This window comes from Mesorhizobium sp. M6A.T.Ce.TU.016.01.1.1, assembly GCF_003997065.1.
Classification (GTDB): Bacteria; Pseudomonadota; Alphaproteobacteria; order Rhizobiales; family Rhizobiaceae; genus Mesorhizobium; species Mesorhizobium mediterraneum.
The window spans coordinates 46,717-69,442 of sequence record NZ_RZTJ01000002.1; the positions used below are offsets into that span (position 1 = coordinate 46,717).

The window sequence follows — 22,726 nt, forward strand, 5'->3', positions numbered from 1 at the left end:
AGGGGTGCGCACCTCATTTCGCGCCTTGAGTTCACCTGGGTTCACGATACGACCAACCGGCCGGGAATCATGCTTCACACGACCACAAAGCCACCGCTGACGATAAGGCTCTGCCAGCCCAGGGGCTTCTGCGCCGGCGTCGACCGCGCCATCCAGATCGTCGTTCTGGCGCTGAAGAAATACGGCGCGCCGGTCTATGTCCGCCACGAGATCGTGCACAATCGCTACGTCGTCGAGGGGCTGCAAAGCCTGGGTGCGGTGTTTATCGAGGAACTCTCCGAGATACCGGCGGAGCATCGCCAGAGCCCGGTCGTCTTTTCGGCGCATGGCGTGCCGAAGTCGGTGCCGGCGGACGCCCAGGCGCGTAGCCTCTTCTATCTCGACGCCACCTGCCCGCTGGTGTCGAAGGTCCACAAGCAGGCGATGCGCCATCAGCGGCTTGGCCGCCACGTGCTTCTGATCGGCCATGCCGGCCATCCCGAAGTGATCGGCACGATGGGGCAATTGCCGGACGGCGCCGTCACCTTGATCGAGACCGAAGCTGACGCCGCGAAATTGGTGCCCGCCGACCCGCAGGCACTCGGTTTCGTCACCCAGACGACGCTCTCGGTCGAGGATACCGCCGGCATCATCCGCGTGCTTAAGGATCGTTTTCCCGATTTACATGCGGCGGCCGCGGAATCGATCTGCTATGCCACCACCAACCGTCAGGAGGCGGTCAAGGAGACCGCCGCTGGTGCCGATCTCTTCCTGATCGTCGGCGCCCCCAACTCCTCCAATTCGCGGCGTCTTGTCGAAGTGGCCGAACGCGCCGGCGCCTCGATGTCACTCCTCGTGCAGCGCGCTTCCGAAATTCCGTGGACTGACATTGCCGGCATCTCGACGCTCGGTCTGTCGGCAGGCGCTTCGGCGCCGGAAATCATTGTTGACGAGATCATCGACGCTTTCCGGCAGCGCTTCAATGTGACGATCGAGCTGGCGGTGACGGCCACTGAAACGGAGGATTTTCCGGTGATGCGGGTCCTGCGCGATGTCGAACTGACGGCGGCCGACATGGCCTTCGTCAATGGGGCCGCGTAAGGTCCATGGCGGTCTACACCGACGTCAATGAAAGTGAGCTCGGCGCGTTCCTGAAGCCCTATCCGGTCGGCGATCTCCTGTCCTACAAGGGCATCGCAGAAGGCACCGAGAACTCGAATTTCCTGCTGCACACCACCAGCGGCTCCTACATCCTGACGCTCTACGAAAAGCGCGTCGACAAGGCCGACCTGCCGTTCTTCCTCGGCCTCATGGGCCATCTCGCGAGAAAAGGCATTTCGTGCCCGCTTCCGGTCACCGCGCACGACGGCACCGTCATCGGCGCGCTTGCCGGCCGGCCGGCGGTCATCATCACCTTCCTCGAAGGCCTGTCGCTGCGGCGACCGACGGCAGCGCATTGCGGTGAGGTCGGCAAGGCGCTGGCGCAACTCCATCTCGCGGGTCAGGACTTTCCCATGACCCGCCCGAACGCCCTTGCCATCGATGGCTGGCGTAAGCTGTGGAACGCGTCCCACGCGCGCGCCGACGAGGTCGAGCCGGGACTTGCGGCCGAAGTCGATGCCGACTTCGCCGATTTCGAGCGGAACTGGCCCAAAGGCCTGCCGGAAGGCATCATCCATGCCGATCTTTTCCCGGACAATGTCTTCTTCCTCGGCGAAAAACTGTCCGGGCTGATCGACTTCTATTTCGCCTGCAATGATCTCTACGCCTATGATGTCGCCACCTGCCTCAACGCCTGGTGCTTCGAGAAAGATTTTTCTTTCAACCTGACCAAGGGCACGGCGCTGCTTGCCGGCTACCAGAGCGTGCGACCCTTGAGCGGCGACGAGAAAGCCGCGCTGCCGATGCTGGCGCGCGGCTCGGCACTGCGCTTCATGCTGACCCGGCTTTACGACTGGCTGACTGTTGCCAACGGCGGGCTGGTCATAAAACGCGACCCGACCGAGTACATCCGCAGGATGCGCTTCCACCGGGCGATCAAATCCCCTTCCGAATACGGACTGACATGACCAAGCGCGTTGAAATCTTCACCGATGGTGCCTGTTCGGGCAATCCGGGGCCGGGCGGCTGGGGGGCGGTCCTGCGCTTCAACGGCATCACGAAAGAACTGTCGGGCGGCGAGGCTGCTACCACCAACAACCGCATGGAACTTTTGGCCGCCATCTCGGCGCTCAATGCGCTAAAAGAACCCTGCGCCGTCGATCTTTATACCGACAGCAACTATGTCAAGGACGGCATTTTCAGCTGGATCGATGGCTGGAAGCGCAACGGCTGGAAGACGGCCGCCAGGCAACCGGTGAAGAATGCCGAGCTGTGGCAGGCACTCGACGAGGCGCGCAGCCGTCATCAGGTCGTCTGGCACTGGGTCAAGGGCCATGCCGGCCATCCGGAGAACGAGCGTGCCGACGAACTGGCGCGGCTCGGCATGGCGCCGTTCAAGAACAAGTCGGCCAGGCCCGCGCTCCTTTCGGCCAAGGAAAGCACCCAGGCCAAGCAGCCGGCAGCCAAGAAAATGCGGCGCTCGACCCAGAGCTACTAAACCAGTCTGGTCCTCCGTGTTCAGCGGATCAGCAGCGCCGTGCCGAAAAGCCCGAGCGCGAACACCGTATGCGACACCAGGTTGAGGGCGCGGATCTGCATGGGGTTGGGGCGCTTTGATGCGGCCCAGCCGGCGCCCATGGCGGGCGCCAGCAGGAACCAGCCGGCGCCCACGGTGACGATGCCGAGGATGAAGGCCGGCAGGAAGGTCGGCGCCGCCAGCCACGCCGCTCCCGCCAAAACGGCCAGGATGATGCCGTAGACGATGCCGACAAAATAGTGGAAGGCCCAGCCCAGCGCCGATTCATGCGCGTAGGGTGCTGCCTCGCCGATATCTTCGTGGAAGACCTTGCCGTCCCTCAGATGCCAGACCCAGCGGCCGACCAGCCCCCAGTTCGGCCGCGGCTGAGCAAACACCGTGTTCAGGAGAATCGCCCAGAGGTCCATGAGCGCCGTGGCGCCGATGCCGATCGCAACAGCGCGCCAGAAGATATCAAACGTCATCGAGGTCCCCCCAAAAGCAAGCAGTCCCGAAGAGCCAGCGCACGATCCCGAAAACCGGAATCGGCTTTCGGAAAGGATCATGCGCCGATTCGAAAGTCTTGAAGCGTCCTTGGGACGCGCGACGTTCTAAAAGGCGACTGTGGCCTATGCTGTCGCCAGAACGGAAAGCTGTCCGAGAATATGAGCCGCACCGGATTCATCAACGCCAGGCTTTGTCTCGACATTAAGCGCGATGACCTTGCCGTCGTCGAGGATCATCGAGAACCGCTTCGAACGCAGTCCCATGCCACCGCCGGAGAGGTCGGCGTCGAGGCCGATCGACTTGGCGAAGTCGCCATTGCCGTCGGCAAGGTAAAGGATCTTGCCTTCGCCGCCGCTGAAGCGGGCCCAAGCCCCCATGACGTGAATATCGTTGACGGCGACGACGGCGATGGTGTCGACGCCGCGCGCCAGGATGGCGTCGTAATTATCCAGATAGCCGGGCAGATGGTTGTTGCTGCAGGTCGGCGTGAAAGCGCCGGGAACGGCGAACAGCACCACCTTCTTGCCCGAGAAAATCTCGGCCGCTGTGATCGGTTTTGCCCCGTCGGCAGTCATCGTCTTGAAGGTCGCTTGGGGCAGCTTGTCGCCAACGGATATCATCATGATGGTCCTCATTTGACAAATAAAGGGAGTATCCTTGCGATAGCGAACTCAGACTTTTCCCGCAACCGTTTGGGGAGCCTGGAGCAAAAGGATGTTCGACCTGAACATCCTTTGCTCGGGATCAAGGGAAAGGCAGCTGTCCCTCGACCGCGCCGACCGCAGTTGTCAGCGTGTAGTAAAGTCCGCCATCCGTCGGCGTCGTCGTCGGCCTGTCGAGGATCGGCACGGTAAACACCAGCTTGCCGTCCTTTTCGCTGCGAGCCGGCACGCCGAACATGTAATCCCGCTCACCGGCGACGAAGAAATCCGCCGCATTCGGATTGCCCGGAAAGCTCGCCTCGACAATCAGTGTCTCGCGGTCACCCGGCAGGATATTGATGCCGAAATCGGGCCTTGCAGGGGCCGGCAGGGTTGCGAGGGCCGCCTTCACCAAATCGGCGTCTTCGACATTGTCCGGATCGGAGCCCGGATCGACGGTCAGCCTCGTCTGCACCGGGATGCAGATCGTCTCGCAAATGCCGAGAAAGATATCGGCATCGATGACGGCCGGCTCGTTCGGCGCCGACAACGTGAACGTCACCGGCAGCGAAACCGGATGGTCATAGCCGGCCCATTTGCCGTAGCCGTCGTCGTGGCGCTGGGGCGGCGGAAACGAAAAAATCGCGTTGGCAATGTTGGTGCTGGCCGAGACATCGATTTGCGGCGGCACGCCCGCGTCGCCCGGATCGCGCCAGTAGGTTTTCCAGCCAGGCTTGAGCGCAATATCGAGGACGCCATGGATGCGCCCGGCTTCGTCGGGCTTGCCGGTGGTCACAAGCCGCACTTTGCCGCCTTCGGTGTTGTACCAGATCGACGAGGAGGCTGCAGCGGGAAGGCCGGTTCCACATCCAACAGCGGCGCTGAGCAGCAGGACTTTCAAGCTTTGCATGGCGGTGATTTGAGCGTCCGTTCATGGCTGCGCAATGATTTCATGGCTTCGCTGTTATCATATTTGCGTGACCTCGGGCACAGCTTTGCGTGACCTTGGACGCAAAGCCGAGACCAAATCGCGCGCGGCACATCTTTTCGGCGCTTCCAAAACGCGTTACGCTGCCTGTCATGGACTTGTTGCGCCACAAGAAGATGGTCGCAGGACGCGGCTTTCTCGACGACCAGTTCCTGATTGCCATGCCCGGCATGAAGGACGACCGCTTCACGCGCTCCGTCATCTACATCTGCGCGCACAGCGACGAAGGCGCGATGGGCCTGATCATCAACCAGACGCAGCAGATGCTGTTTCCGGATCTTCTCGTCCAGCTCGGCATCATGAACGAACAGGAGGCGATCCGCTTGCCCGCGCAGGCCCGTGACTTCGTCGTGCGCAACGGCGGACCGGTCGACCGCAGCCGCGGCTTCGTCCTGCATTCGGGCGACTACCGGGTGGAATCGTCGCTGACCGTCTCCGACGAGATCTGCCTGACCGCGACCGTCGACATATTGCGCGCCATTTCGTCGGGCCGCGGACCTCGGCACGCGCTGATGGCGCTCGGCTATTCGGGCTGGGGCGCCGGCCAGCTGGAAAGCGAAATCGCCGAGAACGGCTGGCTGACCTGCCCGGCAACTGCGGAGCTTCTGTTCGATACCGACATCGAGCGCAAATACGACCGGATTCTCGCTTCGATCGGTATCGACCTCGCGCATCTCAGCGTCGCTGCCGGTCACGCCTAGTGCTGAAAACCTGACACCATCGCCAGCCGTTTGCCCAAATCGTAGACGATATTCTCGATACCGGCTGTCCAGGACAGGTCAGCCTCTTTCACGCGGGTTTCGACATCGCTGTATTTGCCGATGCGGGCTTCCAAGAAGGAGCGCATGCGCTGGTGAAACTGGCCGACGGTGAGCTGTTTTCCCTTGGCCCTGAACATCGCGGTATTGAACCGCGCCGCCTTGGGGAAGATTTTGCTGGCTTTGGCATTGGGCGTCTCGTCGGCGTTCGACAGGAGGTTTGCTGCGCCGTTGGTGCCAAGGAAATGGGGGAGGTAAAGATCCCGTTCGTCCATGGCCTTCTCGAGACGGGCTTCGATGCGTTCCCTGGCCGCAAGAAGGTTCTTGGCCGCAAGTGCTGCCGACAGATAGGGATCGCGCCTGAATTGAAGGATGCGCTCTTCTTCGGCCTTGTCGTCGACGAAATGGTGTTCGCGCTTGCCCTCGAGGCGGATCCGGATCAGTTCCGCTTCGTCGCCCAGGCCGAACTCTGCACCGTAGTCCTTCACGGCCTCGAGCCATGTCTGGTCGAGGAACTGCATAAGACCAAGCGCCGACCCTTTAGGCGGGCGGTTGTTGATGTCGAAGGAGGATTCCTTCTCGGCGATCGCGAAAAGGGTGTCGGCAGGAAATTGGGTGTCCTTGGCTGCACGCAGAATCTCGCTGGCAATGTACTGGGACACCTTGTATTCGCCGAACTCGTGCACCGACATGCCTACGACGATCTGTTCCGCGCCTTTGGAAAGGATGGAGACGGTGCCCTTCAATGCATCGGCCAAGGTGCCTTCTCCCTTGCGTCGGGAGGTCGATATGGTGCCCGGATCGATGATGTCGAACTCGGGCGCGGCCGAGGGGAAACCCAGAGCGGAGGACGGAGCAGCAGTGGCAACCGCGGCTTCGGTCGCTCCGTTGACCAAGGCTCCCGAATAGACCGGCCACGGCATGGCTGCCACTGTCGCCGCCAAGCCAAGCCCCGCGATCCTTTTCGACAAAGGCCGCACGCCCGAAAGAATGACGCCTCCGCAAGCAAAGAATTCACGTGTTCTTTGGAGTGACGCCAGGTCATCCTCCGTTCCTTGTCTGCCCCAGATATTTTGGGAAGATCTATTTCCAACGTTGAGCCGTCAACGTCGAAAAGACAAGAAGAACGGTCAGTGCCTCCGCTAGCTAGTCATGGATAATGGCGGTACAATGGCCGCAGTGCGGCGAAATAATTCGTAATGTACAATGGGTTGATTTTTACCGAGCGTTGCGTAGGCAATGCGTTGCTTGTGAAGAGAGATCATTTACCCTTTGGCTGTCGCCAGATTGGTGCTGAGCTCGAAGGCTAGTTTCGACCCGTTGGTGTATGGCTGCAGCACGGGCGCACTCTCGCTCACGATCTCCTCCACGACGCGCTTGCGTTCCTGATCGTCCATTTCCTTGGCTAAAGAACTCATCCCGACCAGCGCCATCGTATTCAAATGCAGGAAGGGTGCGCCTTCCCCGAAATGGATGGTGCGCGAAATAGTCCTTGATCGGACCTCGTGGAAGCCGGCGTCTCGCAGCAGCGCCTCAAGTGGCGCCGCTTCCCCGAAGCTGTACCGTTGATCGGCGATGGCGCCCAGGTGGCGCTCCGCCACGCGGCGCAGTTCGCGAAAGAACGGGATTTCGTCATCCGGGCGCCACGTGGCAAGCGCCAGCCTACCACCCTTCGCCAGCGCGCGACGCATCTGCGCCGCCGCCGCGGGTTTGTCGGGAAAGAACTGCAGTCCTTGCTGGCAGACGACCACGTCGAACGTCTCACCGTTACGCAGAGGCAGCTCGCCGGCATTGCCCCGACGCCAGTCAATGGCTGGTTCTACAGCCCGCGCCACGGCAAGCATGTCCAGGCTGATGTCGACGCCGACGATGTATCCGGCTTCACCGAGCCGCTCTCTTGCAACGCGCGCCACTATTCCTGTTCCGCAAGCGATATCGAGTACGCGATCGCCCGAAGACAATTCCAGCTCGTCAAGAGCCAACTCGGCCCATGGACGGAAGAGAGGGCCGACGAGCCACCGCTCGTACATTTCCGGGAAACTTGCCTGGTTCATTGCGTAACTGGGCAAGGTCATAATTGTCCTCCCTCAGATTTCCATCCGGCCATCGCGAGCCTTCTCCGCTGTTCCTTGGCCGCGTGCGATTCCAACCAAGAGAAAGTTGCAGCCGTTTAGGAGAAAGAGAGAAAGCATCTCAAACCAGCAGCAGCTCAAGCTTCAGCAATAACGCCTAGCCTGGCCAATCGAAACTTTGGGCAGCTCGGACCATTGCCGCCGTCGCCGGGCTATATGGCCGGCCCGGAACGCTAGCCAGGGACACCGTGCGTGCCACCGCGGGTTCGATCAGCGGGCGCTGAAGAAGTTCAGGCGATGTCACCGAATATTCAGGCATGAAGGCGAAGCCGATCCGCGCCAGCACCATTGATTGGACCCAATCCTCGCGCTCGGAACGAAAGCGGGCATAAAGGCTAACGTTTCTTTCCCGGCACACCCCCATCACAAGGTCCCGCATTTCGCAGGACAGACGATCGACATAGGGTTCTTGAGAGAGGTCGACCAACTTGATTGCATCGAGGGTCGCAAGCCGGTGATCCGGCGCGAATACGACGACGTAACGCTCACTGTAGAGATCATGGACGCGGAAAGCCGCTCCCAATCCCTCCAGCGGATTGAGAACGGCCAGATCGAGATCGCCATGCTCAAGCCTGTCTTTCAGTTCCTGAACGCCCGCTTCGCTAACTTCAAGCTCGACACCATGATAGTCGCGCTGGAACTTTGCCAGGAACCGGGCGAGCTTCACATGGCCGATGGTCGACATCACGCCGAGCCGGATCGGCACCTGATTGAGTAGCCTAAAATTATCGGCAAGCGTCCTGGTTGCGTGGGCCTCCTGCATGATCTGCTGAAGATGAGGCAGAATGGAGCGCCCGAACTCACTCAGGAGGATGCGCTTACCCTCGCGGTGGAACAAGGGCGCGCCAAGCTCATCCTCGAGTGTTTTGACCGCTTTGGTGAGCGCCGGCTGAGACACATTGCAATCGGTGGCGGCCTTGGTGAAATTCAGTATTTTCGCGGCCGCAAGCACGTAGCGGACCTGAAACATCTCCATGGCGAGCCCTCCCGAGGCGGTTCCACGAAACGACATTATAGCCCCTTCATCGATAACTGTCGGCTATCGATCGATAGAAAAAATGTCGTTTTCTTTCGCCCGCCATTGCATTCAACTCCTGTAGTCACCGAACTAGGAGGAGATCTGGAAATGACCGTCTATATGGTGGAACGGGACCTCAAGGGCATCAGCATGGAAGCTCTGGGAGATGCACAGAAGGCGGCGATCAGCAAGGCCGCTGAGATGACGTCCAACGGCACCGACATTAGGTATCTGCGCTCGACCTTCGCACCGGAGGACGGGCGCTGCATGTGCCTGTTTGACGCTGTCTCCAATACCGACGTGAAGCGTCTAAACGACGATGCAGGACTGCCCTATCACAGAATCGTGCCGGCGCTCGATCTTACCCCATAAGACCAGCACGACCGGGCTCGTGATGACCATCCGGGCCCGGCGTTCTGGAGAGGCTGATCATTTGGAACGACGGAAAGACCCAAGACGTTCGTGCTGCATCCGCTAGCCGCAGATCTAACGCTTGTTGCTCCCAGGAGTCTGAGGCGGACCATGTTTGGCAGCTCGGGCATCATTCCTCTGCCTCGCCCGCTTGAGCGTCGTGTGGATACTCTTGCGCAGTCGTTCATGCGCCAGCGGCTCGGATCTCAGATGGACTTCTCGACCCCGGAAGGCGAGCCGGCGCTGTTGCCGCCCACCTCCGTGTCCTGGCGTATTTTCAAGAACCCTGTTGCGCTGTTCATCGGCGGGGTTACGGCGGTGCTGCTCGAATTGGCGGAGCCGCGGGTTCGCGACGCCATTTGGCAGCACAGCACATTCCGCTCCCATGCGCTGCGACGATTACAGCGCACTGGCCTCGCTGCCTTGGTCACTGTCTACGGCCCCCAAACCAAGGCTAAGGCCATGATCGAAGGTGTAGTCAGGATGCATGGGCGCGTTTCAGGTCGAACCAGCGAAGGTGAGCCATACCACGCCACCGACCCGGAGTTGCTGGACTGGGTGCAAGCGACGGCCGGGTTTGGTTTCATGCAGGCGTATCACGTCTATGTGCATCGTCTGCATTTTTTCGAACGGGACGCGATGTTTGCTGAGGCTCGCCCCGTCGCGCTTCTCTATGGTGCGGTTGACGCGCCCACGTCTCAGGCCGAGCTTTACGCGCTGTTCGACGTAATGAGGCAAAGACTAGTCGCGTCGCCGATCATCTTGGAATTCCTGGAGATCATGGAAGAAGTTCCCGCCTTGCCGGGAGTGGCTCGACCGCTTCAGCGGCCATTTCTGAAGGCGGCAGTCGAGATCCTACCCCGCTGGGTCCGCGAGCGGTTGGCGCTCGGCGACCGCTGGACCCTGAAGCCGTGGGAGCGTGCTTTTGTGAAGATGACGGCTGCAATCTGCGAGAGCATCGTGCTCCCCTCATCACCAGCCGTCCAGTCATGCCGTCGCCTCGGTCTTTCCGAGAGCTATCTCTATCGCCGCCGTTAATTCAGGCTTCCAACATTGGTAGAGCCACGCCACGGGTCGGGAGTTAAAGTTTTCGATACTGCGGACCAGAAGGGTTGACTTGCAACCTCCGAGCGCCGGGAAGCGGCCGGCATAAGGCCGCTCTGGTTAGGAAGGGTCGTTCTCTGCCATTCCAAGCGGGTACGCATGTCGCCCAAAAAATGCTCAGCGGTTTTGACACTACGACATGCGCAAAAATCAAGCCTGAGGCAGCGGATACTGTTCCTTCAGCGTCTTCAGCACCTGATCGCCGGGCATCGGCGCGCCGAACATGAAGCTCTGCACATATTCGCAGCCCATCTGCCGCAGTTCGAGCGCATCGCTTTCGTCCGAAATGCCTTCGGCCACGACCGAAAGGCCGAGCTCATGCGCCATGTTGACCATGGATTTGAGCAGCACCGCGCGCTTCGGTGTCGAGTCGTCGACAAAGCTCTTGTCGATTTTGATCGTGTCGAAGGGGAAGCGCGTCAGATAGGCTAGCGATGAGTAGCCGGTGCCGAAATCGTCCAGCGACAGGCCGATACCAAGCTTCTTCAGCTTGTTCAGCACATGGGCTGTCTGCTCGGGATTGTCCATCACCAACGATTCGGTGAGTTCGAGCCGGAAGCAGCGCGGCTTTAGATTGGCTCGCGCGATCACCGAGCGGACGTCGCTGACCAGATCGCGGCGGATGAGCTGACGGCTGGACAAGTTGACCGAAACCGACAACGGCGCATCGCCGATCTGCTTTTGCCAGCCCGCCAGATCTTCGGCGGCCTGTTGCATGGCAAAAAGGCCAAGCTGCACGATCAGGCCGCAGCTCTCGGCGACCGGGATGAAATCGCCCGGCGGGATCATGCCGCGGCGCGGATGGTCCCAGCGCAAAAGCGCCTCGAAGCCGGCAACGCTGCCGTCTTCGAGCCGCACGATGGGCTGGTAGGCTAGTGTGAATTCGCGCCGTTCGATGGCGCGGCGCAGGTCGGACTCGAACTGCAGCCGGTCGGTGCCGACGGTCCGGAAGGCGGGGCGGAACGGCTCGATCCTGTCGCCGCCGAAACGCTTGGCCTGGTGCATGGCAAGCTCGGCGTCCTTGACCATGTCCTCGGCTGAGCTCTGCGCCGAGGTCCAGGTGACCAGTCCGATCGAGGCGGTCAGCACAATCTCGCGTTTGGCAAAGGTGATCGGATTGTTGATCGCATGCTTGATGGCGTCCGCGACCGCCGCGATGCGGGCCGGGTCCTGTTCAGAAAGCAGCATCAGCGCGAACTGGTCGCCGGCAAAGCGCGACAGCGAATCCTTCGGCTTGAGCAGCCGGTGCAGGCGGCGCGCAATGGTCAGCAGGATGGTATCGCCGGCCGAGATGCCGAGCCCGTCATTGACCTGCTTAAACCGGTCGATGTCGATGACGAAGACGGTCGGACGCACCTTCTCTTCCGTGCGCGCGATCGAGATGATCGCCTCCAGCCGGTTCATCAGCAATTCCCGGTTCGGCAGGCCGGTGAGATTGTCATGCACGGCATCGTGCAGCAGCCTCTCCTCTGACTTTTTCTGCTCCGTCACGTCGACCATGGTGCCGACGCAGCGGATGACCTCGCCGTCCGATCCGATCACCGGCCGAGCGCGCAGCGAAAACCAGTGATAGTGCCCGTCGGCGCCGCGCAGGCGGAAGTTCTGCGACACGCGGCCGCGCCGGTGTTCGAGCACCACGTCGAGCGTCGTGCGGAACGTGTCGCGATCGTCGGCATGCAGCACCGGCAGCCAGTTGCGGGCGGCCCCGCCCAGACTGTCGGGCGCAAGGCCAAGCTGGATGCTGACATCCGGCTTGGTGACGACGCGGTCGCGCATCACGTCCCAGTCCCAAACCGTGTCGCCCGATCCGGCGACGGCCAGCGCCTGCCGTTCGAGATCGGAGAACAGGCCCTGATGCAGCGCGCCACCGGCAAAGGCGTGCTGCATGACGGTGAAGCCGATCAGCAGGATGATGAGGATCAGCCCGCCGCCCAGCGCCGGCTGGGCAATGTCGTTGTCGAGCATGCCGGTGATCGCCATCCACGACCCGCATAGCCACAACAAGACCATGACCCAACTGGGCACCAGCATGATGGCACGGTCGTAGCCGCGTATGCCGAGGAAAATGATCAGGCCGAGGCCGGTCAGGGCGGTGGCGGCGAAGGACAGCCTGGCGATGCCGGCGGCGACCGCCGGATCGACGATGGCCACACCCGCGATCAGCACCAGCCCAAGAATCCAGACCAGCGCGCCGTAGCTGAAATGGCCGTGCCATCGGTTGAGGTTGAGGTAGGCGAACAGGAACACCACGAAGGTCGCCGCAAGCGCCACCTCCGTTCCGGCTCGCCACATCTGCTCGTTGCCGGGCGATATTTCCAGGACCTTGTTGAGAAAGCCGAAATCGATGCAGATATAGGCGAGCACCGCCCAGGCGAGTGCGGCGGTAGCCGGGAACATCGAGGTTCCCTTGACGACGAAAAGGATGGTCAGGAACAACGCCAGAAGGCCGGCGATGCCGATGACGATGCCGCGAAACAGCGTGTAGGAATTGACCGAGTCCTTGTAGGATTCCGGATCCCACAGATAGACCTGCGGCAGTTTGGGCGAGGCAAGTTCGGCAATGAAGGTGATCACCGTTCCGGGATTCAGCGTCACCCGGAACACATCGGCGTCGGGGCTGGTCTGGCGGTCGAGCGCGAAGCCCTCGCTGGGCGTGATCGCGGCAATGCGGGTCGAGCCGAGATCCGGCCAGAAGATGCCGGAATTCACCAGCCGGAAATGCGGTGCGACGATCAGCCTGTCGAGCTGCTGGTCGGTGGTGTTGGCTAGCGCGAACACCGCCCAGTCGCCGGTCGAGCGCGCATCATTGGCCTCGACCTCGATGCGCCGCACGATGCCGTCCGGTCCCGGCGCGGTCGACACCTGGAAGTTCTCGCCCTGGTTGCGGTAGATTTCGACCGCGCCCGAAAGGTCGAGCGCCACGTCGTCGCGGGCGATCTTGATCGGTTCGACGGCGAAGGCCGAGGACGCCGCGCAGAGCGTGACGATTGCCGTCAGGACAAAGGCGAACAGCGACCCGATTCGCAGGAAATTCGTCAAAAATCAGTCCTTCGTTCCCGCGCCGGGCAGATCGTCCTCGATCCGGGCGTAGAGGTAATGGTCCTGCCAGATGCCATTGATCCTGAGATAGGATCGCAGAAGTCCTTCGCGCCGGAATCCGGCTTTTTCAAGCACGCGGATCGACCGGGCGTTGTCGGGAATACAGGCAGCTTCGATCCGGTGCAACCTCAGCGTATCGAAGGCGAAGCGCGTCACCACCTTGACCGCGTCGGTCATCAGGCCGTGGCCGCTGTAGCGCTCGCCGATCCAGTAGCCGATATGGCCGCTTTGCGCGACGCCGTGGCGGATATTGCCGAGGGTGATTCCGCCGACAAGCTTGCCGCTGCTTTTGTCGAAGATGAAGAAGGCTATGGCCGTTCCCTGCGCGTAATCTTCGCGGTAACGGCTGAGGCGATGCCGCCAGGCCGTGCGGTCGAGCTCGTCGGGGTTCCACCGCGGCTCCCACGGCTCCAGGAAGCGGCGGCTTTCCCCGCGCAGCACCGACCATTCGCGATAGTCGTTGGTCAGCGGCACGCGCAGCGTGACGCGATCGCCCTTCAGTGCCGGCAGGTCACGGCGAAAGAAAGGGAGCGCGAACATGACGCTTTGATGGACTTAGCCGGCGAGCTTTCGGGCCGTGGTCTGCGTGCCCGAAAGCGACTCAAGGACCGCCTCATAGGGAGCGAGCGTGCCCACCGGTCCGACGGCAGTCAGCGTCGGCTTGGTCGAAAACAGCCGTGACGACAGGTCCGTCAACCGCTCGACCGTCAGCGCCGACAGCCGTTCCATCAGCTCTTCCTTGGCGATCGGCCGGCCGAACAGAAGCATTTGCCGGGCGATCTGCGAGGCGCGGCTGGCCGGGCTCTCGGCGGACATGATCAGGCCTGCGCGGTACTGGGCGCGTGCCCGGTCGAGTTCCTCCTGCAGGATGTTCTCGCCGGCCTTCTGCAACTCGTCGATGACCACCGGCACCAATTCGGCGATGTCGCTCTGCCCGGTCGCGGCATGGACGCCGAATATGCCGGTGTCAGAAAAACCCCAGTGGAAGGCATAGACCGAATAGCACAGCCCGCGTTTTTCGCGGACTTCCTGGAAAAGGCGCGACGACATGCCGCCGCCAAGGATCATCGACAGGACCTGCGAGGCGTAGAAGTCACGCACATGATAGGCGCGGCCCTCGAAACCCAGCACGATCTGCGCGTCCATCAGGTCGCGGTCCTCGCGGAAATCGCCGCCGACATATTGCGCATATTGCGGCATCGTGTTGTCGGACTTGCTGCGGAAGCCGCCGAGATGCTTCTCGACCTCACGCACGAAATTGTCGTGCTTGATGTCGCCGGCGGCGACGACCACCATGCGTTCGGCGCCATATTGCCGTTCGATGAATTTGTGCAGTTGCTTCGAGGTGAACGATTTGACGGTTTCCGGCGTGCCGAGGATGGAACGGCCGATCGTCTGGTGGCGGAAGGCCGTCTCGGTGAAACGGTCGAAGACGATGTCGTCGGGCGTGTCGTGAGCGGCGCCGATCTCTTGCAGGATCACATGCTGCTCGCGCTCTAGCTCCTGCGGGTCGAACTCGGATTCCTGCAGGATATCGGAGAGGATATCGACGGCCAGGGGCACGTCGTCGCTCAGCACCCTGGCATAATAGGATGTGGTCTCGACACTGGTGGCGGCATTGATCTCGCCGCCGACATCCTCGATTTCCGAGGCGATCTCGAAGGCGCTGCGCCTTCTGGTTCCCTTGAACGCCATGTGTTCAAGCAGGTGGGCCATTCCGTGCTCTTCGTTACGCTCGTTGCGGGCGCCTGATTTGACCCAGGCACCAAGAGCGACGGATTCGAGGCTTGGAAGGGTTTCGGTGGCGACTGTCAGGCCGTTCGACAGACGGCTTACCTCAACACCCATATAGCTAATACTCCCTAACTTGCCGCCCGCGTGTGACGGCTAACATAATCTTCCACCATTTTCAGGTCGGATGGAAGTACCGTGTATTTTTCCTCTGATGTCATCAACCCGCCTAGCCACGCGGGCAGGGCAGGCGACACGCCGCTGGCGGCTTCGACGGCAGCCGGGAATTTTGCCGGATGGGCGGTGCCGAGCACCACCATGGGCACGGCCTTGGTGGCCTTCGCACCCGCAACATGCATGGCCGCGGCCGTGTGCGGGTCGAGCAAATAATCACTGGCGTCGAGCGTCGAGCGGATCGTGGCGGCGACTTCGTCCATCGTCGAACGGCCAGCATCGAATTCGGAGCGGATCCTGGCGATCTCGCCCGCTTCGATGGCGAAGGCGCCGGACTGCTTGAGGCCGCTCATGTAGCGCCGCACGGTCGAGGCATCGCGACCGGCCGCCTCGAACAGCAGGCGCTCGAAATTCGACGAGACCTGGATGTCCATCGACGGCGACGTGGTCGAAAAGACGCCTTTCGTGCGGTACTCGCCGCTCGACAGCGTGCGCGCCAGAATGTCGTTGTCATTGGTCGCGATGATAAGCCGCTCGATCGGCAGCCCCATCTTCTTGGCGGCGTAGCCGGCGAAGATGTCGCCGAAATTGCCGGTCGGCACCGTGAAGGAAACCGGCCGGTCGGGCGCGCCGAGCGACAGCGCCGACGAGAAATAATAGACGATCTGGGCCATGATGCGGGCCCAGTTGATCGAATTGACGCCGGACAGCGACACCCGGTCGCGAAAACCGTGATCGTTGAACATGTCCTTCACCAGGCCCTGGCAATCGTCGAAATTGCCTTCGACCGCCAGTGCATGGACATTTGCCGCAGTGGACGTCGTCATCTGCCGCTGCTGCACCGGCGAGACCCGGCCGTGCGGGAAAAGAACGAAGATGTCAGTGCGATTGCGCCCGGCGAAAGCATCGATGGCAGCCCCGCCGGTATCGCCTGATGTGGCGCCGACAATGGTGGCGCGCTGGTCGCGTTCGGCAAGCACATGGTCCATCAGCCGGGCGAGAAGCTGCATGGCCACGTCCTTGAAGGCAAGTGTCGGGCCGTGGAAGAGTTCCAGAACGAACATGTTCGAGCCGGTCTGCACCAGCGGGCAGACAGCCTCGTGACGGAAGGTCGCATAGGCTTCGCGCACCAGGCGTTCGAACACCGGCATCGCGATCTCGTCGCCGAGAAACGGTGACAGCACGCGGATGGCGAGGTCGGGATAGGCAAGGCCGCGCATGGCGCGGACCTCTGCCGCCGAAAACTGCGGCCAGGTATCAGGCAGATAAAGTCCGCCATCGCGCGCCAGACCCGCCAGCACCGCGTCGGAAAATCCAAGCACGGGCGCTTCCCCGCGGGTACTCACATATCGCATCGTCATGTTCCATTGCTGCCGGGCGGTTTCGTCCGCGGCAAAGTGGTTAATTTCCGTGCTTGCTCAGTCGCATTTTTGCCGCGCGGTTGATATACGTCACCCGCTTTGCGAGAGGGAAGTGCAGTTCATGGCGTTTCATTCATTCAACGGTCGTTTTATCGCGGGTCTGGCCCTCACTGGCTTTATGCTTACCGCCGCCGGCTGCCAATCAGGCGGCAGTAGCATTCTGGGCTTCGGAAAAAAGGACACGACACCGCCACCACCTCCGGACCCGAAGGTTCTTTCCAGCCAACTGCTGGCCTATTGTCCGAAAGTGACGCTGCGCGACGGCACCGCTTTCTTCAACACCTATGCCAAGGGCAACCAGAAACCTAAGAAAAAAGCCGCCGCTCAGGACGCCGAGGCTGCTGCGCTCGACGCGAGCAGCGATCAGCAGGACGATTCGGCGAAGGTCATCTATCAGGCCTCGATCACCGATGTGACCCGCGACTGCAACCGTGCCAACGGCTCGCTGACGATGAAGATCGCCGTCGCCGGCAAGGTCGTTCCGGGACCGATGTTCAGCCCGGGCACGATCACAATGCCGATTCGTATCGCCGTGATGCATGGCACCGAGGTGCTTTACTCGCAGCTTCATCAACATCAGGTCCAGGTTACCAATCCCTCGAGTGCCACCCAGTTCGTCTTCACCGATTCGAACGTCGTCGTTCCCGAGCCCACTGCGCAGGACTATCAGGCGTTCGCCGGCTATGACGAAGGCCCGGCGAAGAAGGCTGACAAGAAGATTGCCGCGGCCGAATAGCGGCGGCGGTGGGGCCGCCTCCGGTCGGAGGCGTATGCATCACGCATCCGACCATTCCGACAGAGCGGCGATCACGCTTTTCAGTTCCGCCCAGCGGCGAATGACCGTTTCGGCGCCGGCCTCGGTCAGCGCGTCGGCATGCCCGGGATAGCTGTGCGCCGCTCCGGTAAAGCCGATAACGCGCATGCCGGCTGTCCTGGCGCCGGTCACGCCATGCACGGAATCCTCGATGACGAAGGTGTTGGCCGGATCGGCATTGAGCTTTTCCGCGGCAAAGAGGAACACGTCTGGGGCCGGCTTGGACTTTCCGGTCGGTGTTTCCAGCGAGGAAAAAATCCGCCCAGTGAAAAACGGCAGCAGATGCACCTTCTCCAGCATGAACTCTATCCGCTCGGAGCGAGAATTCGAGCAGATGCAGCGCGGCGCAGTCACCGCGGCGACCGCCTCGTGCACCCCGTCGATGGCGCGCACATCGCTGCGCAGCCTGCGGTCGACCAGGTCTTCGGCGCGGTCGATCAACGAGGCCTGGAATGGGATGCGGGACTTCTCCTCGACCCGCATCATGATGTCCTTGAAGGTCAACCCGGCATAGGTTTCGGAAATCTCCTCGGCCGATATTTCGTAACCGGCCGATGTCAAAAGCTCGGCTTCGATGCGCGCGGCGATGATTTCGGAATCGACGAGCACGCCGTCGCAATCGAAGATGACAAGGTCTGGCTGGGGCATTGGCGATCCGGAAAGCGGGAGGGAGGAGGCTGAGACGCTCAGGCGGCGCGGCATACACCAACAGGCCGGCCTTCGCAAATTGCCTGTGGTCCGAACCCTCAGCCTTCACCGAATATTTACGCTGATCGGTAACCATAACAGGGAGTAAACAGTAACGCGTGCTTTGGGTGTCACAATGTCTGCCGTGCGTCTTCTCGACGACCTTTCCCATGCTCCCCAGCAATCCGAATGGCTGGATACGATCCTGAAGGGCGATTGCGTCGCCGCGCTCGACCGGCTGCCCGAAAAGTCCATCGACGTGATCTTTGCCGATCCGCCCTACAATTTGCAGCTCGATGGCGATCTGCACCGGCCCGACCAGTCCAAGGTCGATGCCGTCGACGATGACTGGGATCAGTTCGCGAGTTTTGAGGTCTACGACGCCTTCACCCGCGCCTGGCTGCTGGCGGCGCGCCGCGTGCTGAAACCCAACGGCACCATCTGGGTCATCGGCTCCTACCACAACATTTTCAGGGTCGGCGCCAAGATGCAGGATCTGGGATTCTGGATCCTCAATGACGTCGTGTGGCGCAAGACCAATCCGATGCCGAATTTCCGCGGCCGTCGCTTCCAGAACGCCCATGAGACGATGATCTGGGCCTCGCGCGATCAGAAGGGCAAGGGTTATACCTTCAACTACGAAGCGCTGAAGGCGTCGAATGACGACATCCAGATGCGCTCCGACTGGCTGTTTCCGATCTGCACCGGCGGCGAGCGCCTGAAGAACGAAAATGGCGACAAGCTGCATCCGACGCAGAAGCCCGAAGCGCTGCTCGCCCGCATCATGATGGCCTCGACGAAGCCCGGCGATATCGTCCTCGATCCCTTCTTTGGCTCCGGCACCACCGGCGCGGTAGCCAAGCGCCTCGGCCGCCATTTCGTCGGCATCGAGCGCGAGCAGGCCTATATCGACGCCGCCAACGAGCGCATCGATGCAGTCCGACCGCTGAGCGGCGCCGATCTTACCGTGCTTACCGGCAAGCGCGCCGAGCCGCGGGTTGCCTTCGTCAGCCTCATCGACACCGGGCTGATGTTGCCGGGTGCCACGCTCTATGACGCCAAGAAGCGCTGGGCGGCCAGGGTACGCGCCGACGGCACGGTGGCGATTGGCGACAGCGCCGGATCGATCCACAAGATCGGGGCGGAAGTGCAGGGGCTGGACGCCTGCAACGGCTGGACCTTCTGGCACTATGAGCGCAGCGGCGGCCTGACCCCGATCGACGAGCTTCGCCGCATAGCCCGTCTTGGCATGGAGCGGGCAGGGGCCTGACGACGGATTCTATGGATCCGTCATGTTAAAGCGGATTATCGATCGGCCTGTCGAAGTGATTCAAATCACACTCTGATCCCCAGCTCTCTAAGGTCCGCCTTGAGCGTCTTGGCGTCGGTGAACAGCACGGACTGCCAGCCGGCCGCCTTGGCACCTTCGACATTCTTCTGGCTGTCGTCGATGAACAGCGTGGCCGCGGGCTCGAGGCCGAAGGCGGCGACGTGATGATCGTAGATGCCGCGATCAGGCTTGATCAGGCCGATCTCGCCCGAAATGGTCACCCCGCGCGGACGGTTGAGGAAATCGAAACGCTGCCGGGCTTCGGCGAGCGTATCGGAGGCGAAGTTGGTCAGCATGGTGACGTCGTGGCCGGTGTCGATCAGCTTCTCCATGATCTCAACGCTGTCCGCATAGGCGTGCGGCACCATCTCGTGCCAGAGGCGGCGGAAGCTGCGGATGTTTTCGGCATGGTCGGGATGTTCGGCGATCAGCAGGGCTTCGGCTTCCTCCCATGTCCGCCCTCGATCCTGCTCGATGTTCCAGTCATGCGTGCAGACATTGTCGAAGAACCACTTTCTCTCCTCGGCATCCGGAATGAGACGGCTGAACGGAAGGTTCGGGTCATAGTGGATCAGCACTCTGCCGATGTCGAAAACGATGTGGCGGATTTCAGTCATTCTGTCCTCATTCAATGCAATTCAATGCGGGCGCTGCTTTTTGGTCGCGCCCGGTATCGCCGCTTCGATTACCTTTTTCATGACAGTGGGTAAGGCTTCCCCGGAAATTTCATGGGCCAGTGACCAGAAATGCCCCGCCGGAGCAGCGCCTTCTGTCACCGATTTGAACACGTCGAGTTCAAGCCCGAAATGGGTAAAGACGTGGCCAATCCGCCCGGCGGGCCGCCAGTCGCCGGGAAAGGGGGCTGCCGCATCCGTGGTGGCGCCGTCAATCCGTGCTGTCCAGCCGGTCGTCGGCACCTCGGTCATGCCGCCGAGCAGGCCTTTTTCCGCACGTTTTCGCAAAAGAATGGCGCCGTCGGCCCTGACGGCGACAAAGGCGGCGCCACGCCGCAATGGCTTTTCCGCCTTCGGCAGGCGCACCGGAAAATGCTCGGGGTCGCCCGAGACAGTGGCGCTGCAATCGTCTCGCAGCGGGCACAGCATACAGCGCGGCCGGCGTGGCGTGCAGATCGTCGCGCCCAGATCCATCATCGCCTGGGCGAAATCGCCCGGTCTGGTCGCTGGAACCATGCGCTCGACATAGGCGCGTATGTCTCCCTTGGCTTCGCTTAGCGGCGTGGCGATCGAGAACAGCCGGGAAACCACACGCTCGACATTGCCGTCGATGACCGCGGCTGGCTGGTCGAAGGCGATCGCCGCGATCGCCGCCGCCGTGTAGGCGCCGATGCCGGGCAGCTCTCTCAAGGCAGCTTGCGTATCCGGAAACCTGCCGCCTTGCCGTGCGACGAGATCGGCGCAGGCCTTTAGATTGCGCGCGCGGGAATAGTAGCCGAGCCCGGCCCAGGCCTTCATGACATCTTCGGTCGGTGAAGCGGCCAACGCCTCGACATCCGGCCATTTCTGGACAAAGGCCCGGAAATACGATTTTACCGCTTCCACCGTGGTCTGCTGCAGCATGACTTCGGAAAGCCAGATGCGGTAGGGATCGGGACGCACCCCGCGTGCCAGCTCGCGCGGCGCAATGCGCCACGGCAAGTCGCGGTGATGCGCGTCGTACCAGGCGAGCAGGCGGGACGCGATCTCGGCGCTCTCCCCCGATGCAGCCTTGCTGCTATCGTCGGACGCAGCTTTGCTGCTGTCTCTAGACGCGGCTCCGCCGCTGTCTCCGGATGCGGTCTTGCGGGTCTGGTCGTGCAGTGCCATTGATCGAGGACAGGCCTAGCCGATGCTTGGTGAAGGTCGTGACTGGAGAACGCACATGGCAGGGAAAAGGCCCTTCGGCAATCCCGTTCCGGTGAGTGATCTCGCAACCCAGATCCTCGATCCGGTGTTGCGCAAGCGGGCCGGCATGTCGATCGGGCTCGTGCAGTCTTGGGAGGAGATTGCCGGGCCTCGGCTCGCCAGCCGTTCGCGCCCTGAAAAGATCCAGTGGCCGCGGCGCATGCATGAAGACGATCCGTTCGAGCCGGCGGTGCTGGTCATCGCCTGCGAAGGCATGGCCGCGCTCCATCTGCAGCACGAAACCGGCGAGATCATCAACAGGGTCAACGCCTTCCTCGGCTTCAACGCTATCGGCCGGATCAGAATCGTGCAAAAGCCGGTGACGGCGGACAAGGGGCGGCCTAAACCAAGCTTCCGGCCGCTGACTGCGGCCGAGAAGGTGAAGCTGTCAGGCACTGTCGGAATGATCGAGGATGACGGGCTGCGTGCTTCGCTGGAGCGGCTCGGCGCCACCATTCTCGGTCAAAAGAAGGTATAATCTCGCGCTTTCGTGATCGCGCACACAAAGTTTGGCGATTGGAATGGGGACGGCGATGCCTTAATTCGCGCCAACTCTCGCCTTTTCTAGTCTTTGCATTGCAAAATCCAACTATTGTCAGGTGATTCGTATGACCCGTCCTTTGTCCCGCAGAAACCTCCTGTCGTCGCTGGCCGCCATTCCGGCGGTGGCTCTGCTCGCCGCCTGCAGCGACTCGGGCGAGAAGGCCGTCGCGCAGGATGCGGCTCCCGCCGATGCGATGAAGCCGGCCGATCCGGCGAAGCCGGCAACGCCGGCCGCGGTCAAGGCGCCTGAGGCCCAGGGCACGGTGGACATGGCGGCCTTGCTGAAGCCAGGCGCGCTGCCCGACGCGCAACTGGGCAAGGACGACGCGAAAGTCACAATCGTCGAATATGCCTCGATGACCTGCCCGCACTGCGCGCATTTCCACGAAACCACCCTCCCGGAGCTGAAGACGAAATATATCGACACCGGCAAGGCCCGCCTTATCCTGCGCGAATTTCCGTTCGACCCCAGCGCTGAGGCCGGTTTCATGCTGGCGCGCTGCTCCAAGGACAATTATTTCCCGATGGTAGACGTTCTGTTCAAGCAGCAGGCGAACTGGGCAGGTGTTGCCAATACCAAGGATGCCCTGCTGCAAATCTCCAAGATGGCCGGTTTTACACAGGAGTCCTTCGAGGCCTGCTTGACGGACCAGAAACTTCTGGACGATGTGAGGTCGGTCCAGAAGCGCGGCGCCGATGAATTCAAGGTCGACTCGACGCCGACCTTCTTTATCAACGGAAAGACCTACAAGGGGGCGCTGTCGATTGAGGAAATATCGGCCATCATCGACCCTCTGCTCTGACGTTTCCGCAGCGCCGAAGCGGCTGCGCTTCGGCGTGCGCAGCTTTTTGCTGTGCCGCGGATTCTCTT

General features: G+C 61.7%; 23 protein-coding genes. 10 read left to right on the forward strand and 13 right to left on the reverse strand.

Annotated features, from left to right (window positions below; all coding sequences use genetic code 11):
* Positions 1–69: 69 nt before the first annotated feature.
* From ispH to rnhA, 3 genes are read left to right on the forward strand one after another with little or no spacing between them, the layout of a single operon-like run.
* Entirely contained in the window at positions 70–1,080 is a 1,011-nt protein-coding gene (ispH, locus tag EOC94_RS03640) for a 4-hydroxy-3-methylbut-2-enyl diphosphate reductase (protein ID WP_095486173.1), read from the forward strand.
* Between the two features lie 5 nt (positions 1,081–1,085).
* Complete coding sequence (locus EOC94_RS03645) at positions 1,086–2,048, forward strand: homoserine kinase (protein WP_126103234.1); 963 nt, start codon at positions 1,086–1,088, stop codon at positions 2,046–2,048.
* Positions 2,045–2,578 (forward strand): ribonuclease HI, encoded by a 534-nt coding sequence (rnhA, locus tag EOC94_RS03650; protein WP_127206056.1) that lies wholly within the window; start codon positions 2,045–2,047, stop codon positions 2,576–2,578. The genes EOC94_RS03645 and rnhA overlap by 4 nt, the downstream gene beginning before the upstream one ends.
* A gap of 20 nt (positions 2,579–2,598) precedes the next feature.
* Here rnhA and EOC94_RS03655 read toward each other — a convergent pair whose 3' ends face one another.
* From EOC94_RS03655 to EOC94_RS03665, 3 genes are all read right to left on the reverse strand, one after another.
* The gene (locus EOC94_RS03655; RefSeq protein ID WP_127288625.1) at positions 2,599–3,081 is read right to left on the reverse strand and encodes a DUF2938 domain-containing protein; all 483 of its coding nucleotides are present in this window, start codon (positions 3,079–3,081) and stop codon (positions 2,599–2,601) included.
* A 144-nt stretch (positions 3,082–3,225) separates the two neighbouring features.
* Complete coding sequence (locus tag EOC94_RS03660) at positions 3,226–3,726, reverse strand: peroxiredoxin (RefSeq protein WP_127288626.1); 501 nt, start codon at positions 3,724–3,726, stop codon at positions 3,226–3,228.
* Positions 3,727–3,847: 121 nt separating this feature from the next.
* Entirely contained in the window at positions 3,848–4,654 is an 807-nt protein-coding gene (locus EOC94_RS03665; RefSeq protein ID WP_127288627.1) for a protein-disulfide reductase DsbD domain-containing protein, read from the reverse strand.
* Between the two features lie 170 nt (positions 4,655–4,824).
* On the opposite strand from EOC94_RS03665, the gene EOC94_RS03670 reads away from it, so the two are divergent.
* Positions 4,825–5,433 carry a YqgE/AlgH family protein gene (locus EOC94_RS03670; RefSeq protein ID WP_095486169.1) on the forward strand — a complete coding sequence of 203 codons (609 nt, stop codon included), beginning with the start codon at positions 4,825–4,827 and terminating at the stop codon, positions 5,431–5,433.
* On the opposite strand, the gene EOC94_RS03675 is transcribed toward EOC94_RS03670, so the two are convergent.
* The 3 genes from EOC94_RS03675 to EOC94_RS03685 all read right to left on the reverse strand — a co-directional run bounded on the left by EOC94_RS03675 (position 5,430) and on the right by EOC94_RS03685 (position 8,598).
* A complete protein-coding gene (locus EOC94_RS03675) occupies positions 5,430–6,413 on the reverse strand; it encodes a transglycosylase SLT domain-containing protein (RefSeq protein WP_245465503.1) in 984 nt (327 codons plus the stop codon). The genes EOC94_RS03670 and EOC94_RS03675 overlap by 4 nt on opposite strands.
* 342 nt (positions 6,414–6,755) lie before the next feature.
* A complete protein-coding gene (locus EOC94_RS03680; RefSeq protein WP_095486166.1) occupies positions 6,756–7,565 on the reverse strand; it encodes a methyltransferase domain-containing protein in 810 nt (269 codons plus the stop codon).
* 154 nt (positions 7,566–7,719) lie between these two features.
* Positions 7,720–8,598 (reverse strand): LysR family transcriptional regulator, encoded by an 879-nt coding sequence (locus tag EOC94_RS03685; protein WP_185928144.1) that lies wholly within the window; start codon positions 8,596–8,598, stop codon positions 7,720–7,722.
* Positions 8,599–8,748: 150 nt separating this feature from the next.
* Here EOC94_RS03685 and EOC94_RS03690 point away from each other — a divergent pair, with 150 nt between their 5' ends.
* The gene (locus EOC94_RS03690; protein ID WP_126103226.1) at positions 8,749–9,012 is read left to right on the forward strand and encodes a DUF4242 domain-containing protein; all 264 of its coding nucleotides are present in this window, start codon (positions 8,749–8,751) and stop codon (positions 9,010–9,012) included.
* A gap of 150 nt (positions 9,013–9,162) precedes the next feature.
* Entirely contained in the window at positions 9,163–10,089 is a 927-nt protein-coding gene (locus EOC94_RS03695; RefSeq protein ID WP_127288629.1) for an oxygenase MpaB family protein, read from the forward strand.
* Positions 10,090–10,305: 216 nt separating this feature from the next.
* Here EOC94_RS03695 and EOC94_RS03700 read toward each other — a convergent pair whose 3' ends face one another.
* Genes EOC94_RS03700 through thrC form a run of 4 tightly spaced genes read right to left on the reverse strand, consistent with a single transcriptional unit; the run spans position 10,306 to position 16,514 of the window.
* Positions 10,306–13,194, reverse strand: a complete 2,889-nt coding sequence (locus EOC94_RS03700; RefSeq protein WP_127288630.1) for an EAL domain-containing protein — start codon at positions 13,192–13,194, stop codon at positions 10,306–10,308.
* Positions 13,195–13,197: 3 nt separating this feature from the next.
* Positions 13,198–13,794, reverse strand: a complete 597-nt coding sequence (locus EOC94_RS03705; protein WP_095486162.1) for a GNAT family protein — start codon at positions 13,792–13,794, stop codon at positions 13,198–13,200.
* A gap of 15 nt (positions 13,795–13,809) precedes the next feature.
* The gene (locus EOC94_RS03710) at positions 13,810–15,102 is read right to left on the reverse strand and encodes a pitrilysin family protein (RefSeq protein WP_126103224.1); all 1,293 of its coding nucleotides are present in this window, start codon (positions 15,100–15,102) and stop codon (positions 13,810–13,812) included.
* Positions 15,103–15,116: 14 nt separating this feature from the next.
* The gene (gene thrC, locus EOC94_RS03715) at positions 15,117–16,514 is read right to left on the reverse strand and encodes a threonine synthase (protein ID WP_127288631.1); all 1,398 of its coding nucleotides are present in this window, start codon (positions 16,512–16,514) and stop codon (positions 15,117–15,119) included.
* A gap of 127 nt (positions 16,515–16,641) precedes the next feature.
* Here thrC and EOC94_RS03720 point away from each other — a divergent pair, with 127 nt between their 5' ends.
* On the forward strand, positions 16,642–17,316 hold the full coding sequence (locus EOC94_RS03720; RefSeq protein ID WP_127288632.1) for a hypothetical protein: 675 nt from the start codon (positions 16,642–16,644) through the stop codon (positions 17,314–17,316).
* 39 nt (positions 17,317–17,355) lie between these two features.
* On the opposite strand, the gene EOC94_RS03725 is transcribed toward EOC94_RS03720, so the two are convergent.
* On the reverse strand, positions 17,356–18,042 hold the full coding sequence (locus tag EOC94_RS03725) for an HAD family phosphatase (RefSeq protein WP_127288633.1): 687 nt from the start codon (positions 18,040–18,042) through the stop codon (positions 17,356–17,358).
* Between the two features lie 175 nt (positions 18,043–18,217).
* Here EOC94_RS03725 and EOC94_RS03730 point away from each other — a divergent pair, with 175 nt between their 5' ends.
* Positions 18,218–19,351 (forward strand): site-specific DNA-methyltransferase, encoded by a 1,134-nt coding sequence (locus EOC94_RS03730; protein WP_127206239.1) that lies wholly within the window; start codon positions 18,218–18,220, stop codon positions 19,349–19,351.
* A 65-nt stretch (positions 19,352–19,416) separates the two neighbouring features.
* On the opposite strand, the gene EOC94_RS03735 is transcribed toward EOC94_RS03730, so the two are convergent.
* Entirely contained in the window at positions 19,417–20,028 is a 612-nt protein-coding gene (locus EOC94_RS03735) for an HAD family phosphatase (RefSeq protein ID WP_126103221.1), read from the reverse strand.
* 21 nt (positions 20,029–20,049) lie between these two features.
* Positions 20,050–21,234: an A/G-specific adenine glycosylase gene (mutY, locus tag EOC94_RS03740; RefSeq protein ID WP_127288634.1), complete on the reverse strand. Its 1,185-nt coding sequence runs from the start codon at positions 21,232–21,234 to the stop codon at positions 20,050–20,052.
* 55 nt (positions 21,235–21,289) lie between these two features.
* On the opposite strand from mutY, the gene EOC94_RS03745 reads away from it, so the two are divergent.
* Positions 21,290–21,790, forward strand: a complete 501-nt coding sequence (locus tag EOC94_RS03745; RefSeq protein ID WP_095486155.1) for a DUF721 domain-containing protein — start codon at positions 21,290–21,292, stop codon at positions 21,788–21,790.
* A 130-nt stretch (positions 21,791–21,920) separates the two neighbouring features.
* Positions 21,921–22,658, forward strand: a complete 738-nt coding sequence (locus tag EOC94_RS03750; protein ID WP_095486154.1) for a DsbA family protein — start codon at positions 21,921–21,923, stop codon at positions 22,656–22,658.
* The last annotated feature ends 68 nt before the right edge of the window (positions 22,659–22,726 follow it).

Bases quoted from the DNA above. Each gene is read 5' to 3' on its own strand.
- ispH (WP_095486173.1), top strand. From the start codon at position 70: ATGCTTCACACGACCACAAAGCCACCGCTGACGATAAGGCTCTGCCAG.
- EOC94_RS03645 (WP_126103234.1), top strand. From the start codon at position 1,086: ATGGCGGTCTACACCGACGTCAATGAAAGTGAGCTCGGCGCGTTCCTG.
- rnhA (WP_127206056.1), top strand. From the start codon at position 2,045: ATGACCAAGCGCGTTGAAATCTTCACCGATGGTGCCTGTTCGGGCAAT.
- EOC94_RS03655 (WP_127288625.1), bottom strand. From the start codon at position 3,081: ATGACGTTTGATATCTTCTGGCGCGCTGTTGCGATCGGCATCGGCGCC.
- EOC94_RS03660 (WP_127288626.1), bottom strand. From the start codon at position 3,726: ATGATGATATCCGTTGGCGACAAGCTGCCCCAAGCGACCTTCAAGACG.
- EOC94_RS03665 (WP_127288627.1), bottom strand. From the start codon at position 4,654: ATGCAAAGCTTGAAAGTCCTGCTGCTCAGCGCCGCTGTTGGATGTGGA.
- EOC94_RS03670 (WP_095486169.1), top strand. From the start codon at position 4,825: ATGGACTTGTTGCGCCACAAGAAGATGGTCGCAGGACGCGGCTTTCTC.
- EOC94_RS03675 (WP_245465503.1), bottom strand. From the start codon at position 6,413: ATGCCGTGGCCGGTCTATTCGGGAGCCTTGGTCAACGGAGCGACCGAA.
- EOC94_RS03680 (WP_095486166.1), bottom strand. From the start codon at position 7,565: ATGACCTTGCCCAGTTACGCAATGAACCAGGCAAGTTTCCCGGAAATG.
- EOC94_RS03685 (WP_185928144.1), bottom strand. From the start codon at position 8,598: ATGGAGATGTTTCAGGTCCGCTACGTGCTTGCGGCCGCGAAAATACTG.
- EOC94_RS03690 (WP_126103226.1), top strand. From the start codon at position 8,749: ATGACCGTCTATATGGTGGAACGGGACCTCAAGGGCATCAGCATGGAA.
- EOC94_RS03695 (WP_127288629.1), top strand. From the start codon at position 9,163: ATGTTTGGCAGCTCGGGCATCATTCCTCTGCCTCGCCCGCTTGAGCGT.
- EOC94_RS03705 (WP_095486162.1), bottom strand. From the start codon at position 13,794: ATGTTCGCGCTCCCTTTCTTTCGCCGTGACCTGCCGGCACTGAAGGGC.
- EOC94_RS03710 (WP_126103224.1), bottom strand. From the start codon at position 15,102: ATGGGTGTTGAGGTAAGCCGTCTGTCGAACGGCCTGACAGTCGCCACC.
- thrC (WP_127288631.1), bottom strand. From the start codon at position 16,514: ATGCGATATGTGAGTACCCGCGGGGAAGCGCCCGTGCTTGGATTTTCC.
- EOC94_RS03720 (WP_127288632.1), top strand. From the start codon at position 16,642: ATGGCGTTTCATTCATTCAACGGTCGTTTTATCGCGGGTCTGGCCCTC.
- EOC94_RS03725 (WP_127288633.1), bottom strand. From the start codon at position 18,042: ATGCCCCAGCCAGACCTTGTCATCTTCGATTGCGACGGCGTGCTCGTC.
- EOC94_RS03730 (WP_127206239.1), top strand. From the start codon at position 18,218: ATGTCTGCCGTGCGTCTTCTCGACGACCTTTCCCATGCTCCCCAGCAA.
- EOC94_RS03735 (WP_126103221.1), bottom strand. From the start codon at position 20,028: ATGACTGAAATCCGCCACATCGTTTTCGACATCGGCAGAGTGCTGATC.
- mutY (WP_127288634.1), bottom strand. From the start codon at position 21,234: ATGGCACTGCACGACCAGACCCGCAAGACCGCATCCGGAGACAGCGGC.
- EOC94_RS03745 (WP_095486155.1), top strand. From the start codon at position 21,290: ATGGCAGGGAAAAGGCCCTTCGGCAATCCCGTTCCGGTGAGTGATCTC.
- EOC94_RS03750 (WP_095486154.1), top strand. From the start codon at position 21,921: ATGACCCGTCCTTTGTCCCGCAGAAACCTCCTGTCGTCGCTGGCCGCC.